The 16380-nt window shown below is 67.3% G+C and carries 13 protein-coding genes; 7 read left to right on the top strand and 6 right to left on the bottom strand.

Going from position 1 to position 16380, the window contains the following annotated elements:
• Positions 1–46 precede the first annotated feature (46 nt).
• The 4 genes from OSH07_RS17295 to OSH07_RS17310 all read left to right on the top strand — a co-directional run bounded on the left by OSH07_RS17295 (position 47) and on the right by OSH07_RS17310 (position 4693).
• Positions 47–1165 (top strand): ABC transporter permease, encoded by a 1119-nt coding sequence (locus OSH07_RS17295; RefSeq protein ID WP_266339920.1) that lies wholly within the window; start codon positions 47–49, stop codon positions 1163–1165.
• Entirely contained in the window at positions 1162–1956 is a 795-nt protein-coding gene (locus tag OSH07_RS17300; RefSeq protein WP_266339921.1) for an ATP-binding cassette domain-containing protein, read from the top strand. Before OSH07_RS17295 ends, OSH07_RS17300 begins: the two co-directional genes overlap by 4 nt.
• A gap of 66 nt (positions 1957–2022) precedes the next feature.
• Entirely contained in the window at positions 2023–4212 is a 2190-nt protein-coding gene (locus OSH07_RS17305) for a CHASE2 domain-containing protein (protein ID WP_266339922.1), read from the top strand.
• 91 nt (positions 4213–4303) lie between these two features.
• A complete protein-coding gene (locus OSH07_RS17310; RefSeq protein WP_266339923.1) occupies positions 4304–4693 on the top strand; it encodes a DUF3307 domain-containing protein in 390 nt (129 codons plus the stop codon).
• A gap of 174 nt (positions 4694–4867) precedes the next feature.
• On the opposite strand, the gene OSH07_RS17315 is transcribed toward OSH07_RS17310, so the two are convergent.
• Positions 4868–6025, bottom strand: coding sequence for a surface lipoprotein assembly modifier (locus OSH07_RS17315; protein WP_266339924.1), 1158 nt, complete (start codon positions 6023–6025; stop codon positions 4868–4870).
• A gap of 238 nt (positions 6026–6263) precedes the next feature.
• On the opposite strand from OSH07_RS17315, the gene OSH07_RS17320 reads away from it, so the two are divergent.
• Positions 6264–7052 carry a FecR family protein gene (locus OSH07_RS17320; RefSeq protein ID WP_266339925.1) on the top strand — a complete coding sequence of 263 codons (789 nt, stop codon included), beginning with the start codon at positions 6264–6266 and terminating at the stop codon, positions 7050–7052.
• A 66-nt stretch (positions 7053–7118) separates the two neighbouring features.
• On the opposite strand, the gene OSH07_RS17325 is transcribed toward OSH07_RS17320, so the two are convergent.
• From OSH07_RS17325 to OSH07_RS17345, 5 genes are all read right to left on the bottom strand, one after another.
• On the bottom strand, positions 7119–7625 hold the full coding sequence (locus OSH07_RS17325) for a Crp/Fnr family transcriptional regulator (protein WP_266339926.1): 507 nt from the start codon (positions 7623–7625) through the stop codon (positions 7119–7121).
• A gap of 74 nt (positions 7626–7699) precedes the next feature.
• Positions 7700–9004, bottom strand: coding sequence for a TonB family protein (locus OSH07_RS17330; RefSeq protein WP_266339927.1), 1305 nt, complete (start codon positions 9002–9004; stop codon positions 7700–7702).
• Between the two features lie 28 nt (positions 9005–9032).
• Positions 9033–9485 carry a hypothetical protein gene (locus tag OSH07_RS17335; protein WP_266339928.1) on the bottom strand — a complete coding sequence of 151 codons (453 nt, stop codon included), beginning with the start codon at positions 9483–9485 and terminating at the stop codon, positions 9033–9035.
• Between the two features lie 112 nt (positions 9486–9597).
• A complete protein-coding gene (gene rirA / locus OSH07_RS17340; RefSeq protein WP_266339929.1) occupies positions 9598–10083 on the bottom strand; it encodes an iron-responsive transcriptional regulator RirA in 486 nt (161 codons plus the stop codon).
• A gap of 264 nt (positions 10084–10347) precedes the next feature.
• Positions 10348–11442 (bottom strand): ABC transporter ATP-binding protein, encoded by a 1095-nt coding sequence (locus OSH07_RS17345; protein WP_266339930.1) that lies wholly within the window; start codon positions 11440–11442, stop codon positions 10348–10350.
• A gap of 476 nt (positions 11443–11918) precedes the next feature.
• Here OSH07_RS17345 and OSH07_RS17350 point away from each other — a divergent pair, with 476 nt between their 5' ends.
• Both OSH07_RS17350 and OSH07_RS17355 read left to right on the top strand, forming a co-directional pair.
• Positions 11919–13058 carry an efflux RND transporter periplasmic adaptor subunit gene (locus tag OSH07_RS17350; RefSeq protein WP_266339931.1) on the top strand — a complete coding sequence of 380 codons (1140 nt, stop codon included), beginning with the start codon at positions 11919–11921 and terminating at the stop codon, positions 13056–13058.
• Positions 13059–13123: 65 nt separating this feature from the next.
• On the top strand, positions 13124–16333 hold the full coding sequence (locus tag OSH07_RS17355; RefSeq protein ID WP_266339962.1) for an efflux RND transporter permease subunit: 3210 nt from the start codon (positions 13124–13126) through the stop codon (positions 16331–16333).
• Positions 16334–16380 lie beyond the last annotated feature (47 nt).

Genomic DNA, 16380 nt, shown 5'->3' on the forward strand with positions numbered 1-16380 from the left:
GAGCGCTCCGGCGCTCCCACGAACAGGCGTCGGGGAGGACGGCCTCATGAGTGATAATGCAACCGGTTCGGCGGCGGCCGAGCGCGGCCTGTCCCAGGAACAGGGCGGCGTTGCGAGCTTCGAGGACCCGGATCGCGGCCTCATCCGGCGGATGCAGGAATTCCTGCACCGCTACCCGACAAGCATTCCCTTCATCGTCCTGCTGATCGGCATTGTCATCTTCTCGTTCGCCGCGCCCGGCAAGTTCCTGGCGCCGTTCAATTTTTCGCTGATCCTGCAGCAGGTGACGATCATCGCGATCCTCGGCGTCGCGCAGACGCTGGTGATCCTGACGGCCGGCATCGACCTCTCGGTCGGCGTCATCATGATCCTCGCCTCGGTGGTGATGGGGCGCACCGCCGTCGTCTATGGCGTGCCGGTCGAGATCGCCTTTCCGCTCGGCCTGCTGGCCGGCCTCGCCTGCGGCTTCCTGAACGGCATCATCGTCACCAAGCTGCGCCTGCCGCCCTTCATCGTCACGCTCGGCACCTGGAGCATCTTCGGCGCGCTCAATGTCTGGTATTCGAAGAGCGAGACGATCCGCCAGGCCGACATGCAGGAGGCCGCGCCCTTCCTGCAATGGACCGGCACGATCATCAAACCCTACAGCTTCTTCGCCGACACGCTCGGGCTCGATCTCGGCTTCCTGAAGGGTTGGGTGCTGAATTACGGCTCGATCGTCATGCTGATCGTCGCCGCGGTCATCTGGTACGTGTTGAACAAGACGGCGTTCGGCCGCCACGTCTACGCCTCGGGCGATGATCCCGACGCCGCGCGGCTCGCCGGCATCAACACGGACCGCACGCTGATCGCCGTCTATTCGCTCGCCGGCTTTATTTGCGCCATCGCCGCCTGGGTGCTGATCGGCCGCATCGGCGGCGTCAGCCCGCAGGCCGGCCAGACCGCCAACCTCGACAGCATCACCGCCGTGGTGATCGGCGGCACCAGCCTGTTCGGCGGTCGCGGCTCGATCGTCGGCACGCTCGTCGGGGCGCTGATCGTCGGCGTCTTCCGCAACGGCCTGGCGCTCTCCGGCCTCGAACTGCTCTGGCAGGATTTCGCCGTCGGCGTGCTGATCATCGTCGCCGTCACCATCGACCAGTGGATCCGGAAGATTTCGTCATGAGCGCCGACACCCCGTCCGTCGAACCCGCCCTCAAGGCCCGCGCGCTCAACAAGCGCTATGGCCGCGTCGTCGCCCTCGACAATGCCGATTTCGACCTGATGCCGAACGAGATCCTCGCGGTGATCGGCGACAACGGCGCCGGCAAGTCGACGCTGATCAAGGCGCTGACCGGCGCCGTCACGCCCGATCACGGCGAGATCTGGCTGAACGGCCAGCCGGTCGCGTTCCGCAGCCCGATCGAGGCGCGCAATCTGGGCATCGAGACGGTGTATCAGAACCTCGCTTTGTCGCCGGCGCTGTCGATCGCCGACAACATGTTCCTCGGCCGCGAGAAGCGGCGCGAGGACTTCTTCGGCCGGCTGTTCCGCACCCTCGACAAGTCGCACATGCAGAAGGTGGCGCGCCAGAAGCTGACCGAACTCGGCCTGCTCACGATCCAGAACATCAACCAGCCGGTCGAGACGCTTTCGGGCGGCCAGCGCCAGGGCGTCGCCGTGGCGCGCGCCGCCGCCTTCGGCAGTCGGGTGGTGATCATGGACGAGCCGACGGCGGCGCTCGGCGTCAAGGAGTCGCGAAAAGTGCTGGAGACGATCCTGCGCCTGAAGGAGCGCGGCCTGCCGATCGTGCTGATCAGCCACAACATGCCGCATGTCTTCGAGGTGGCCGATCGCATCCACATTCACCGCCTTGGTAAGCGCGTCGCCGTCATCAATCCGAAACGGCACACCATGTCGGACGCGGTGGCGATCATGACGGGCGCCATGGCGCCGCCGGCGGACGAGGCTGCCTGATCGGGGCGATTTCCGTTCGCGCCGGCTTCGGCTATCGTCCCGATCCGCGAGCGCGAACGGATTCTCATGCGATTCCTGGGCAGGCCCGTCTATTACCTGGCTGTAGCGGTCTTCCTGGCCGGCGCCGCGCTGCTGCGCGTCGCGGATCCATTCCCCGTCCAGGCCATCCGGCTGCTCGCCTTTGATCTCTACCAGCGCATGGCGCCGGCCGAGGCGTTGCCGGAACATCCCGTGCTGATCGTCGATATCGACGAGGCGTCGCTGAAGGCGGTCGGGCAATGGCCCTGGCCGCGCACGGTGCTGGCGGATCTCGCGCGCAAGCTGGCGGAGGCGGGCGCGGCCTCGATCGCCTTCGACGTGCTGTTCTCCGAGCCGGACCAGAGCTCGCCGGAGGAGGTGGTGAAGCGCCTGCCGCCGGAGCAGGCGACGCTGGTCGCCGCCTCGATCGGCGATGCGCCGACCCATGATCGCGTCTTTGCCGACGCGCTCGCGGCGACACCTTCCGTGCTCGGCCTGTCGCTTTCGGGCAGCGGCGCGCCGCTGCCGCCGCTCAAGGCCGGCTTCGCCACTGCCGGCGACGATCCGCGCCCCTTCATCGCGAATTTTGCCGGCGCGATCGCCAACGTGCCGGTGCTGGACGAGGCGGCGAAGGGCATCGGCTCGATCAACTGGCTGCAGGATCGCGACCAGATCGTCCGCCGCGTGCCGCTGGTGTTCCGGGTCGGCGATGCGCTGGTGCCGTCGCTCGCGGCCGAGGCGCTGCGCGTCGCTCAGGACGCCGGCTCCTATATCCTCAAGGGATCGAACGCCAGCGGCGAGGCCGCGTTTGGCCGCGAGACCGGGCTCAACCATGTGCGGATCGGCGCGCTGGTGGTGCCGACGGACGCCGATGGCGCGATCTGGCTGCGCTTCCGCCCGAGCGATCCGGAAGGCTTCGTCTCTGCCAAGGACGTGCTCGACGGCAGCATCCCCGCGCATCTGATGGAAGGCCGGATCGCCCTGGTGGGCACCTCGGCGGCGGGGCTGCTCGACCTGCGCGCCACCCCGCTCGATTCCGCCGTGCCAGGCGTCGAGATCCATGCCCAGGTGATCGAGCATATCCTGACTGGCCGTTCGCTGACTCGCCCGGATTTTTCAAGCGGCGTGGAGATTGCCGTCATCGTCGGGCTCGGCCTGCTGCTGGCGCTGATCCTGCCGCATGTCTCCGCCGTCGCCGCCGCGATTCTCGGCGCGCTCGCCGTCGGCGGCATCCTGGTCGGCGGTTTCCTCGCCTATCTCCGGCTCGGACTGCTCTTCGATCCGTTCTACCCGGCGCTCGCCATCATACTTCTGGTGATCGGGTCGGTGCTCTACACCTTCCGCCAGGCCGAGCGCGCCCGCGCCGGCATCCGCCGCGCCTTCCAGCATTACGTGGCGCCGGCGGTGGTCGACGAGATCATCGCCGATCCCTCGCGGCTGGAGCTCGGCGGCGAGATGCGCGAGCTGACGCTGCTCTTCTGCGACGTGCGCAACTTCACCACGCTCGCCGAGGGGATGAGCGCGACCGAGCTGACCGGCTTCATCAACGAGTTGATGGCGCCGCTCTCCGAGATCATCCTCAACCATCGCGGCACGATCGACAAATATATGGGCGACGCGGTCATGGCGTTCTGGAACGCGCCGCTCGACGATCCCGATCATGCGCGCCACGCGCTGGAAGCGGCCGAGGCGATGATGGCGGCGATGGCGGGGCTGAACGCCGGATGGCAGCGCGCCGCCGCCGAACGCGGCCGCGCCATGCCGGAGGTCCGGATCGGCATCGGCATCAATACCGGCGCCTGCTGCGTCGGCAATCTCGGCACGGCGCAGCGCTTCGACTATTCGGCTATCGGCGACGAGGTGAACATCGCCAGCCGGCTCGAGCAGCTGACCAAGGATTACGGTCTCGGCATCATCGTCGGCGAGGCGACGGCGCGGGCGGCGGGGAAGGTGGGGCTGGTCGAGATCGACCGCATCCAGGTGCGCGGCCGCAGCGGCATGAGCCGCATCTTCACGCTGGCGCCGCCAGACGCGGAACCCGATTTCGCCGAGGCGCAGCGCGCCTTCGCCGCGGCGCTGCCCGAGCTCGATCCGTCCATCTGGCGGAGCGCGCTCTACCGTGCAAAATCCGCCGCGCCGGCTCGCTTTGCCCGCTATTATCATTTTATGCTGGAGCGCCTTTCGGCACGCGGCGTCTTCGAGGGGCAATCGGCGCCGCACATCACCATCGACCTGTGACGGCCGTCACATTCCACCTGCTTTCGTTCTGCCAGATTCGACCCTGCAGCCGGCTCGGAGAGGGAGGCCGGCAGCATTTCGGAGGACCGTGTTGATCGATCCTACGCTCGCACCGATCGCCGCATCGGCGGTGCTTCAGGTCAAGCATGTCGTCTGCGACTATTTCCTGCAGACGACGAACCAGATCCGCAACAAAGGCCTTTACGGCCACCCGGCCGGCTTGGCCCATGCCGGCATCCACGCGCTCGGCTCGATACCGGTCTTCCTGATCTATCCGACGCGCCTGCCGGTCGCGCTCCTGATCCTGGCGCTCGAATTCGTCGCCCACTACCACATCGACTGGCTGAAGAACGATATCGGCAGCCGCTTCGGCTGGGAGCCGAAGGACAAGCAGTACTGGTGGGCGATGGGCCTCGACCAGCTGGCGCACCAGGCGACCTACCTCGCCATGATCCTGGCGCTGGTTCTGGTCAACCGATAGAGCGGAGCAGGGGGCGCTTCTTCTCACCTCTCCCTGAGGGAGAGGTCGACGGCCGTAGGCCGGCGGGTGAGGGTTCATGGCCTCACCGGATCGTTCCCTAAACCCTCAACCGGCTCTTCGAGCCGACCTCTCCCTCAGGGAGAGGTGAGGGGAGTGGAACGTACCATTCACGCCTCAGAACCGCGTGACGACCCGCGCCGTGACGATGTGGTTGCCGAAGTCGCGTTCCTCGTCGTTCGACTGGTTCCACTGGAAGCGGTAGTCGAGCGCGAGGTCGGACTGCATGCCGAAGGCGCGGTTGAACACGGCGCTTACGAGCGGCTCGATCAGTACGTCGTCGCGCTTCTCGCCGTCCGGCGTGTAGAGATGGTCGTAGAGCGTCTGGGTGAAGTCGACGCCGCCGCCCAGCGTCAGCCAGTCGGCCACCTGGTTGAAATATTCGAACCGCGCGCCCCAGGAGACATAGTCGCCCGGCTTGATGTCGTTCGGCCCGAAGACGCTGTTCGAGATGTCGACGCCGCCGATGCCGCTCCAGCGCGCATGCGGCGTGATGACCAGCGTGTCGTCGGGGTCGACGACCTGGGGAATGGCCCAGCGCCAGACGAAATCGGCGTAGAAGCCGTCGGTCGAGACCGAGTCCTCGTTGAAGCTGCGATAGCCGGCGCGCAGCCGCGCCAGCTGGTAGGCGCCCTGCAGGTAGCCTTCGAACTGCAGGCCGGCGATCGCCTCGGAATAGTAATAGGCGTTGTCGAGCGACGAGACGCCGCCGCCGATGAACGGGTTGATCGAGATCACGGTGCCGACCGGCAGGATCGGGCCGGTGACGCCGCCGAGATAGCCCCAGTCCAGCTCGCTGACATCGCCGAAATATTCCGCGTTGCCGAGCAGCAGGGTGCGCCAGCGCGTGTCGCCGATCCGGCGCTCGTCCTCGATCCGGCCGGCGGCATAGGCCTTGAGCGAGCTCTCGAGATCGGTGTTGCGCTGCAGCGGATTGCTCTCATAGCCGAAGCCGGCCTCGAGCGTGATCAGCGTGGTGTCGGGCTGCAGCTGGCGGCGGATGCGCACCAGCGCGGCGAGCGCCTCTTCATTGTTGGGATCGTAGAGCAGCACGCGCTCATACGTCGCCAGCGCCTTGCGCGGCTGGCCTACCGCCTCGGCGAGACGGGCATATTCCATGTTGGCGGCGGCATTCGTCGGGTCCGCCAGGACGCGCTTATAGGCCTCGCTGAGCGCGATCGCCTGGTCGCGATCAACCGCTGCGGCTTTCTCGCCGCAAACCCCGACCCATACTGCGCTGGCGACGAGTGCGACCGCCAGAAGACTGTGCTTCATGATCGGAGCCCCCGACTAACAAGCTTAACGCAGAGTAAGTTTGCCCGTGGCCCGCCGCAACTGCTCACCATCCCTCCGCCGGAAATTGCTGCGGAGCGGTGCAGATCGGCAACGCCTTCGGCAAAATCCGCGTTTCCGTTACGGGAAGCGGGGCGGCGCGGAACGCCGGCCTTGGTTTGTCGGGTGGCCGGTGTCAAAGTCGGGCAACGTCACGTGATCCCAGGCAGGGAGGCTCATCATGCGAATCGGCCGTCTCTTCACGACTGCTGCGGCAGGTGCGGCGCTCTGGATGCTGGCCGCGATGCCGGGTCTCGCCGCGGAACAGATGATCGGCCGCGCCGGCGCGATCCACAACAAGGTCGAGGGCGTCGTGCGCGGCGCCGCGAGGCCGCTCGCCGTCAGCGACCCGATCGTGCTCGACCAGCAGGTCCGCACCGGCGCGGATTCGACGGCGCAGCTCCTGTTCCTCGACGAGACCAGCCTGAATGTCGGGCCGGGCTCCGACGTCACGCTCGACCGCTTCGTCTACGACCCGGGCCGCTCGAAGAACGACATCGCGCTCCGGGCCACCAAGGGCATCTTCCGCTTCGTTTCCGGCTCGTCGGACCCGCGCAGCTATCATCTGAAGACTCCGGTGGCGACGATCGGCGTGCGTGGAACGATCTATGACGGCATCGTCGGGCCGAACGAGTCGGTCATCGTGCTGGTCGAGGGCAAGCTGGTGATCACGCTTCCCGATGGCCGCGAGGTGACGCTCGACCGTCCCGGCAAGGCGCTGCGCATCCACAAGGGTGGCCGCATCGAGGGGCCGCTGACCTGGGACGGCTCGCTGATCCGCGTCACCGGCGTCGTGCCCTATCCGCTCTATGGCGACAGCTTCCTGCCATATCCGGAGAAGCTGCGCGCCCAGGATGGCGGCCGCAACGACATCGTCAACGACCTGAACAACCGGATCCAGAACAGCGGTCCGCCGCCCTGCGGCGACTATGCCTGTTGCGGTCAGTCCCCGACCCATTGCGGCGACTGACGCTGCGGGTCGGGCAGGGCGGCCCGGCGGGAGCCGGTCGCCGTCGCCGGCTCCGCTGAACCAAGATCAGCCGCGGCCGAAGAGCCGCCGCATCGCGCCGGCGATCTCGTCGGTGCGAACGCCCAGAATGCGGCTTGCGTGCTCGTCATCGGCGATCTCGTCGAGCTCCGCCCGCCGCTTGGCGAGGAACGCGCCGAAGCGGTCGACGAGTTCCGGCGAATGGGTGAGCACGGTTTCCAGCGCCACCTTGGTGATCTCGACGACGCGGGTCGGCTCCATCGCCGTGACGGTGGCGGCGCGGCGCGCGCCGGTCATCAGCGACATCTCGCCGAAGATGTCGCCCGGCCCGAGCATGGCGACCTCGCGATTGGGATGGCGGGCGCCGGCGACGGTGACGTCCACCTTGCCGCTGACGATGATGAACATGGACGAACCGAAATCGCCCTCGGTCATCAGCACGCGGTCCTTGCCGACGTCATAGACCTTGCTGCGAGCGGCAAGGTCCTGAAGCTGCCGGTCCGAGAGGACATCGGCGAAAAGCGTGGTCCGGGCCAGAACGTCGCGCGCTTCCATGGAAGACCGTCTCCGTTGTCGGCGGAGTGTGGGTCCAGGCGCGCCTCACCGTCAAGATCCAGGTAGGAGAGGGCCTAGCGGCCGATGTTGAAGATGATCGGCACGTTGATTTCGAGCTGCGGCATGCCGGCCGGCATGGGCGGGAAGGGGGATGCGCGGCGCACCGCCGAAAGGGCGGCTTCGTCCAGCATCGGATTGCCTGCGCTGCTCGCCAGCACGATGTTCCTGGCGGCGCCCGAGGGCGTGATCGTGAAGCTGACCTGGGCGCGCCCGGTTATTCCGAGCCGCTTCGCCTTGCTCGGCATCTGGGTCGAGCGCTGGATCTTGGCCCGCACCTTTCCCTTGTAGTTCGAGTTGGCGGCGGCGCCGGATCCGGGCTCGCGCGAGCGTCCCATGCCGCTGTCGCGAGCGGGGCTGTCATTGCTGGCGACGGCGGCGCCGCGCGCGCTCTCGAACTCGGAATTGCCGCGGCTCGGCGCCTCGGCCTTGCGCTTCCTGTCGGCCTTCTCCGCCTTTTCGCGCGGCGGCTTGCGGGTCGGCTCGGCCTTCTCGGCGATCTTCTTCTGGACCGGCTTGGGCGCAACCTTCTGCGCCTCGACCGGCTTCGGCTCGGCAGCTTCCTCGACCGGCTTGGCCTCGACGGGCTTCACGTCGACAGGCTTGGCTTCGGGAAGGGGAGCCATCTCCTGCGGCACTACCTCTTCGATCGCGGCGGAAGCCGCCGGCTTGACCGCGGTGACCAGCGCGGTCTGGATCGGTCTCTCGGCCGGCGTCTCCACCGGCTTGGCCTCGACGGTCGGCGCCTCGGCGGCGGTCACCGTCTCGGGCTGGGCGCTGGCGGCGGCCGGCGTCACGGCGGCGGTGTCCGGCGTGGTCGGCGCGACATTCGAGAGCGTCTCGGTCGGGACGATCTCGCTGACTTCGGTCACGGAGGCGGCCGCGAGGTCGCTTTCGATCGGGGTGGCGGAGATGTCGGCGGCGAGCGCCGGCGCCAGGCTGCTGACCGACACCTCGACGGGCGTCGCTTCCGCGACGGCGACTGCCTCGACCGCGGCGGAAGCCGCCGGCGCGACGGCGGGCGTCGCCTCCTGCACGGGTTCCGATTCGGTGGTCGAGGGGGACAGCGCCGCCATTTCCGACGTCTCTGTCGCCGGGGCGATTTCGGTGTCGAAGGCTGTCTTCAGCTCTTCGCTGGTCAGTTCCTCGAACTCGACATCCGTACCGATGATGGCGTCGATCGAGCCCTCGACCGAACTGCCGGCGCCCGAACCGGCTTCGGCCACCTCGTTGGGATCCGGCGTGAAGGCCGCCACCACGGCGCCATGCGCCGCAATCGACAGAACCAATGCCCAAGCCCAGGAAGCGCGCCGCACGCCCATGATCTATCCTCGCCGCGTCACGCCGCCATCAATTGTCGAACTTGATATCGGAGCGCGTCGAGACCTTGATGCTGTCGGCGCAGGCGGCGGGGGTGAGCTCGGCGCCTTTGCATTCCTTGACGTCGTTGACGAGGATGCGGGCGATAGACGGGCACTCGGTCCCGGGGATGTCGAACTGGCGGACGCGGCTCTTGCCGGCCGGCACCTTGGCGCTGCGGACGACGACGAAGCGGTTGACCCGGCCGTCCTTCTCGAACAGCACCAGTTCGAGCGCCATGTCGTCGATGCCGGTGGCGAGGCCGTTGTTGAAGACGAAGCTCAGCCGGCAGGCCTTGTCGTTGGCCTCGGCGCCGTTGAGCTCGATCGCGATGGCGCGGGAGGCTTCTTGCGCCTGCGCCACGGAGACCGCCGTCATCAGGATCACCGCCGCGCCGGCTGCGCCGAGAAGTCCGGCCTGCTTGCTTCCACTCAAAACTGCCATGTTCCACCCCGTCATCCGAAGGAAGCCGGCAAGCCATGGAAAGATGGTCGCCGCATGAGCAGCTATTAAAATATGATGCTGGAAGTCAACTATAAATTGACGGCCGCGTCGATCAGGAAGGCTGATGCGCGAAGGATGTGGCGGCGATCGGGTGCATCGTGTCGTGGCTGAGGTCGAGCAGGCCGCGCAGCTGGCCGCGATCCTTGGCGACGTCGGCGATGGTGTAGCTGTCGAGCACGGCGAAGAAGGCGCGCAGCGCCTCGGCCAGGATCTTGTTCACGCCGCAGGAATCGACCAGCGGGCAATCGCGGTTGGTCGTGTCGAAGCAGTCGGTCAGGAAGAAATTGCTCTCCGTCGCGCGCACGACCTCGCCGATCGAGATGGTGTTGGCCGGCTTGGCGAGGCGGATGCCGCCATTGCGGCCGCGAATCGTCTCGATGAACCCGCTCTCGACGAGCACGTGCATGATCTTGAAGAGATGCAGCTCGGAGATGCTGTAGGTCGCGGCGATGTCCTTGATCCGGCTGTTATTGCCCGGGTTGGCGGCGCAATAGAGCAGGATGCGGATGGAATAGCTGGTCTGCTGGGTCAGGCGCATGGCGTCCCTCTCTTACCCCCGATCGAGCACGCGCGCCGGAATCGGTCGCAGTTCGAGCGGTCTTCAATACCTTCTCATTAAAGTCTTGTTTTCCAGACTTCAACCGAGTCGAGTCTTTCCGCCGCGTCGGGTGCGGCCGAATCCGCCCGTCCGACGGGCTGGGCGCGAGAAAAGGAAAAGCCCGGAAGGCGCGCTTCCGGGCTTCTGGGGCTGCAATGCAGCGTCTGTGTCAGGCCGTGGAAGGGCAGGCGCCCTTCGCGGACCTTAGATCAGCGAACCGTTGACGATGGCCTTGCCCGACTTGTCGAACAGGTGAACCGTCTCCGGAGCGACGATGATGCGAACCTTGTCGCCCGAACGCTGCGCGGCGAGGCCGTCCGCCTTGACGATGGTCGGCTCAGCGCCTTCGACGTCGACATAGAGCATGGTTTCGCCGCCGAGATGCTCGGAGAGCGAGACGGTGCCCGGGATGCCGCCGGTGTCGCCCGGGGCGATCGTCAGATGCTCAGGACGGACGCCGAGGGTCATCGGGCCCGGGGTGACGGTGGCGCCGCGGGTCGGGATGGCCAGCGTCGAGCCGCCCGGCAGGGCGACGATCGCCGAGCCGCCGGTCACTTCGGTGACGTTGACATTGAACAGGTTCATCTTCGGCGAGCCGATGAAGGTGGCGACGAAGAGGTTGTTCGGGCGGTGATAGAGCTCGAGCGGCGAGCCGACCTGCTCGATGCGGCCGGCGCTGAGCACGACGATCTTGTCGGCCATGGTCATGGCTTCGACCTGATCGTGCGTGACGTAGATCATCGTCGCCTTGAGGTCGTTGTGCAGCTTCGAGATCTCGATGCGCATCTGCACGCGCAGCGCGGCGTCGAGGTTCGACAGCGGCTCGTCGAACAGGAAGACGTCGGGCTCGCGCACGATGGCGCGGCCGATGGCGACGCGCTGGCGCTGACCGCCGGAGAGCTGGGCCGGACGGCGCTGCAGCAGCTCCGTCAGGTGCAGCATCTTGGCTGCCTTCTCGGTGCGGGCCTGGATCTCGGACTTCGGCATCTTCGCCATCTTCATGCCGAAGCCGATGTTCTCGGCGACCGTCATGTGGGGGTAGAGGGCGTAGGACTGGAACACCATCGAAACGCCGCGCTCGGCCGGGGCCAGGCGGGTAACGTCCCGGTCGCCGATGCGGACGGTGCCATCGGTCGTGCCTTCGAGCCCGGCGATCAGACGCAGAAGCGTCGACTTGCCACAACCCGACGGACCGACGAACACGCAGAATTCGCCGTCCTTCACCTCGAGATCGACGCCGCGGATGATCGCAACTTCACCGAACGACTTCTGAACTTCGCGCAACGTCAGACTTGCCATTAACAAACCTCCATGATGGCACGCAAACAGGCGCGGCCGATTGCGCGGCCGACAATCCCGCCAGCAGGATCCTTCCTCCGGTGCTACCGTCCACGATCCCGGCGCTTGAGTAAAGTCCCGAAATGCAGCAATGGCGCGGCGGAGCGCCGATCCGGCCGATCCCGGGTTGCGCGCCGTGCGGCTCTGATGCCTCCGGTTGGGCGGCGAACGCGCCAGGCCGCGCGCCGGCGGGGCGATTGGCGCGGTCGAACCGCCGTCCTCCGCCGCGTGGGCGCGCTTTCGTAAGCTGTCACAGAACTGTTGATATACCAGCGATCTTCCTTCGGATCGTCGCCGTGGGGCTGGCGCGGCGCCGCGGCGGCGCGGATCCCCCGCGAGGACGGTCCGGATGCGCGTCGTCTTTTTTGCTGCGCCGCGACGGAAGTCATTCGCTGCCGCGTTCAAGTTCCGAACGGGCCTCATGCATCGGACCAACCATGCCGCTTTGGAAACAAATCCTGCTCTGTCTTGTCGTCGCGGTGCTCGCGGCCGGAGGCTGGTACGCCTTCCAGCATCGCGAATCATCCGCTGGCGGAGCGAGTGCATCTTCCGGCGGAAGTGGCGGCGGCGGTGGCCGCGGCCTCGGCGGTCCGACGCTGGTGGTGACCGAGGCGGTCGAGAGCCAGGTCGAGAACGACCAGGTCCGCTCGGTCGGCACGGTGAAGGTGCCGCGCTCGATCAAGATCTACCCCCAGGTCTCGGCCGTCGTGAACGAGGTCCTGTTCAAGGCCGGCGACAAGGTGGTCAAGGACCAGCCGCTGGTCCGGCTCGATGATTCCGATCAGCGCGTGGCGCTCGATCTCGCCAATGTCGCGTTGAAGGACGCCCGGTCGGCGCTCGATCGCGCCCAGAAGCTCTCCGCCAGCCGCAATCTCGCGCTTTCCGCGCTGGAGGATGCGCAGTCGGTCGAGCGCAAGGCGCAGATCGCGGTTCTCGGCGCCCAGATCGCGCTCGACCGCCGGACGATCACCGCGCCCTTCGACGGCGTCGTCGGCTTGAGCGATCTCGCGGTCGGCGATTTCATCACCTCTTCCACCGTCGTGACGACGCTCGACGACGTGTCGACGCTGATGGTCACCTTCCTGGTGCCGGAGCGCTATGCCGGCCGTGTCGCCGAAGGGCAGGCGGTGACGGCGACGGCGGCCAGCAAGCCGGATGCGACGATCTCCGGCAAGGTGACCTCGATCGACACACGCATCGATCCGACGGCGCGCACCCTGAAGGTCGAGGCGGAGCTCGACGCGGCCGCCGCCGGCGCCATCGGCGTCAAGCCCGGCATGTCGGTCGTCGTCGCGCTCGGCTTCGAGGGGCAGCCGCGCGTGGCGGTCTCGGCGCTGTCGATCCAGTGGGATCGCACCGGCTCCTATGTCTGGGCGGTCGTCGACGACGTCGCCAAGCGCATGCCGATCTCGGTGCTCGAGCGGCAGAGCGGCCGGGTGCTGGTTTCCGGCGACCTGAAGGCCGGCGACAGGGTCGTCGTCGAGGGCCTGCAGCGCCTTCGCGAGGGAGCGAAGGTTGCCGAGTTCGCCACCGCCGCCACGGGCTCCAAGGCGCCCGCCACCGCGACGGGGGGCTGAGCATGCGCACGGACGCTCCCGACGCCTCGAAAGAGCCGGAAGGCCGGAACGATGCCGGCTCCGAAATGACGCATGATCCGATTCCGAAGGGCGGCGCCGCGACGAGCGGCATCTCCGCGCTGTCGGTCCGCCGGCCGGTGCTGGCGATCGTCGCCAACCTGCTGATCATCATCGCCGGTCTCGCCGCCTATCGCGGCGTCGAGATCCGCGAGCTGCCCAATATCGACCAGCCGGTCGTCACGATCACCACCACCTATACCGGCGCCACGCCGGATACGATGGACAAGGAGATCACCAGCGTCATCGAGAAGGCCGCCGCCGGCGTCACCGGCTGGACCGACATCCAGTCGCAATCGACCAGCGGCCGTAGCCGCGTGACGGTGCAGTTCTCCGATTCGACCGACATCAACGTCGCCGCCAACGATCTTCGCGACGCCGTCGGCAACGCGCAGCGCAACTTGCCGGACGATGCCGACCCGCCGACCATCGCCAAGGCCGACACCAATGGCGACGCGATCATGCGGCTCGCCGTCACCTCGCCGACGCTGAAGATCGAGGACCTGACCAAGCTGGTGAACGACGTCATCGTCGACCGGCTGAAGGCGGTCGACGGCGTCGCGGACGTGCAGATCAACGGCGACCGCTCGCCCAACATCTCGATCTACATCGACCCGATGCGGCTGGCCTCCTACGGCCTGACGGTCGCGGACCTGAAGACGGCGCTCGCCACCGTCGCGCTCGACGTGCCGGCCGGCAATCTCAAGGACACGAACCGCAACATGTTCGTGCGCGCCGACGCCAGCGTGAAGAACGCCGACGACGTCAAGGCGATCCGCATCCAGGGCGATACCCGCGTGGGAGACGTCGCCGACGTCGTGTTCGGCCCTGCGGCGAAATCCTCCAGCGTGCAGGTCAATGGCCGGGTCGGAGTCGGCCTCGGCATCGTCCGCCAGGCGAGCTCCAACACGCTCGAGATCTCGGCCTCGGTGCGCAAGGCGATCGAGGAACTGGCCGTCACGCTGCCGAAGGACGTCTCGGTCCGCGTCACCTCCGACGACGCCGACTTCATCGCCGGCTCGTTCGAGGAAGTCGAGCGCAGCCTCGTGCTCGCGATCGTCATCGTCATTGGCGTCATCTACCTGTTCCTCGGCTCGTTGCGCTCGACGCTGATCCCCGCCGTCACCGTGCCGGTCTCGTTGCTCGGCACGATCGCGGCGATGTATCTGATGGGCTTCTCGCTCAACATCCTGACGCTGCTGGCCCTGGTGCTCGCCACCGGCATGGTGGTCGACGACGCCATCGTCGTGCTGGAGAACATCGCCCGCCGCCGCTCCGAGGGCATGGGGGCGCGCGCCGCCGCCGTGCTCGGCGCCAAGCAGGTGTTCTTCGCCGTCATCTCGACGACGGCGACGCTGGTCGCGGTGTTCGTGCCGATCTCCTTCTTCAAGGGCACCGCCGGCCGGCTGTTCTCCGAATTCGGCTTCGTGCTCGCCTTCGCCGTCACCCTGTCCGGCTTCGTCGCGCTGACGCTGGCGCCGATGATGGCCTCCCGCCTGCTCGACACCAGCGGTGGCCACGGCCATGGCGAGGGGGGCAATTTCCTGCAGCGCGGCCTCAACGCCGTCGGCAATGTCGGCCATCGCCTCTATGAGCGCGTGCTCGATTTCTGCCTGAAGGCGCCGGCCGTCGTCATCCTGATCAGCGCCATCTTTGCCGGCGGCGCTGTGCTGGCCTTCGAGATGCTGCCGCAGCAGCTGACGCCGCAGGAAGACCGCGGCGCCGTCATGATCGCCATGAACACGCCGCAGGGCGCGACGGTCGACTATACGCAGGGCCAGATGGCGCTGGTGATGAAGGCCGTCGATCCGCTGCTGAAATCCGGCGAGGCCACCAACGTCTTCTCGGTCGCGGGCAATTTCGGCAGCCCGAGCAACGGCTTCATGATGATCACGCTGGCCCCCTGGGGCGAGCGGCAGCGCAGCCAGCAGCAGATCGCGGCCGAGATCAACCAGAAGATCCGCTCCATTCCGGGAGCCGTCGTCAACCTGCGCCAGCCGAACAGTCTCGGTATTCGCGGCGGCGGCCAGGGCCTGACCTTCGCTGTCACCGGCGTCGAATATGACGGCATCACCAAGGCGGCCCAGCAGCTGGTCTCCACGCTCGGCACCAATCCCGCCTTCTCCAACGTCCAGCTGAACTACGACCTGAACCAGCCGCAGCTTTCGGTCGACATCGACCGCGACCGCGCGGCCGACCTCGGCGTCTCCGTGGCCGATATCGGCACCATCGTCTCGACGCTGCTCGCCGGCGCCGACATGGGCAATTTCTATATCGGCGACGACAAGATCGACATCACGGCGCTTGCCCCCGACGGCATGATCGTGACGCCGAGCGACCTGATGAACGTCCAGGTCCGCACCGCCGGCGGCACGATGGTGCCGCTCTCTTCGGTGATCTCCGTCCGCGAGGAGGCGACGTCGCCGACGCTGGCGCGCCAGTCGCTCCGCCGCGCCGTGCCGATCACGGCGACGCTGAGCCCCGGCGTCGACCTCGGCTCGGCGATGGAGATCCTCAATCAGGAGGCCGCCAAGCAGTTGCCGACCGGCATGAACATCGTGCTGACCGGCGAGGCGGCGACGCTGAACGAGACCTCGAGCGGCATCCTGCAGACCTTCCTGTTCGCCGTGATCATCATCCTCCTGGTGATGGCGGCGCAGTTCGAGAGCTTCGTCTCGGCGGTGATCCTGTTCACCACGGTGCCGTTCGGCGTCGCGGCGGGCATCTACGCCATCCTGCTCTCGGGCGGTTCGCTCAACATCTACACCCAGATCGGCCTCGTCATGCTGGTCGGCCTGATGGCGAAGAACGGCATCCTCATCGTCGAATTCGCCAACCAGCTGCGCGACGAGGGCCAGTCGGTCTATGACGCCATCCGCAACGCCTGCCTTGTCCGGCTTCGTCCGGTGCTGATGACGATGATCGCGACGGTTCTGGGCGGCCTGCCGCTGATCCTGACGGGCGGCGCCGGCTCGGAGGCGCGCGCGGCGCTCGGCTGGATCATGGTCGGCGGCCTCGGCGTCTCGGCGCTGGCGACGCTGTTCCTGACGCCCGTCTCGTTCCTCCTGCTCGCCCGCTTCTCCAAGCCGCGCATCGCCGAGGAGCACCGCCTGGCGGCGGAGCTCGCCGCAGTCGAAGCGGCCGAGGCGGGTCGGCGCGAGCGCGGCCGGGCGGACGAGAATCCGGCTCCGCATCCCCTGTCGATCGCGGCGGAATAGGGGAGGTTGCGGTGGCCTGGCTCCAGCCCGATGATCCCGACCGCAAG

It is taken from the genome of Kaistia nematophila (assembly GCF_026343855.1).
GTDB lineage: Bacteria > Pseudomonadota > Alphaproteobacteria > Rhizobiales > Kaistiaceae > Kaistia > Kaistia nematophila.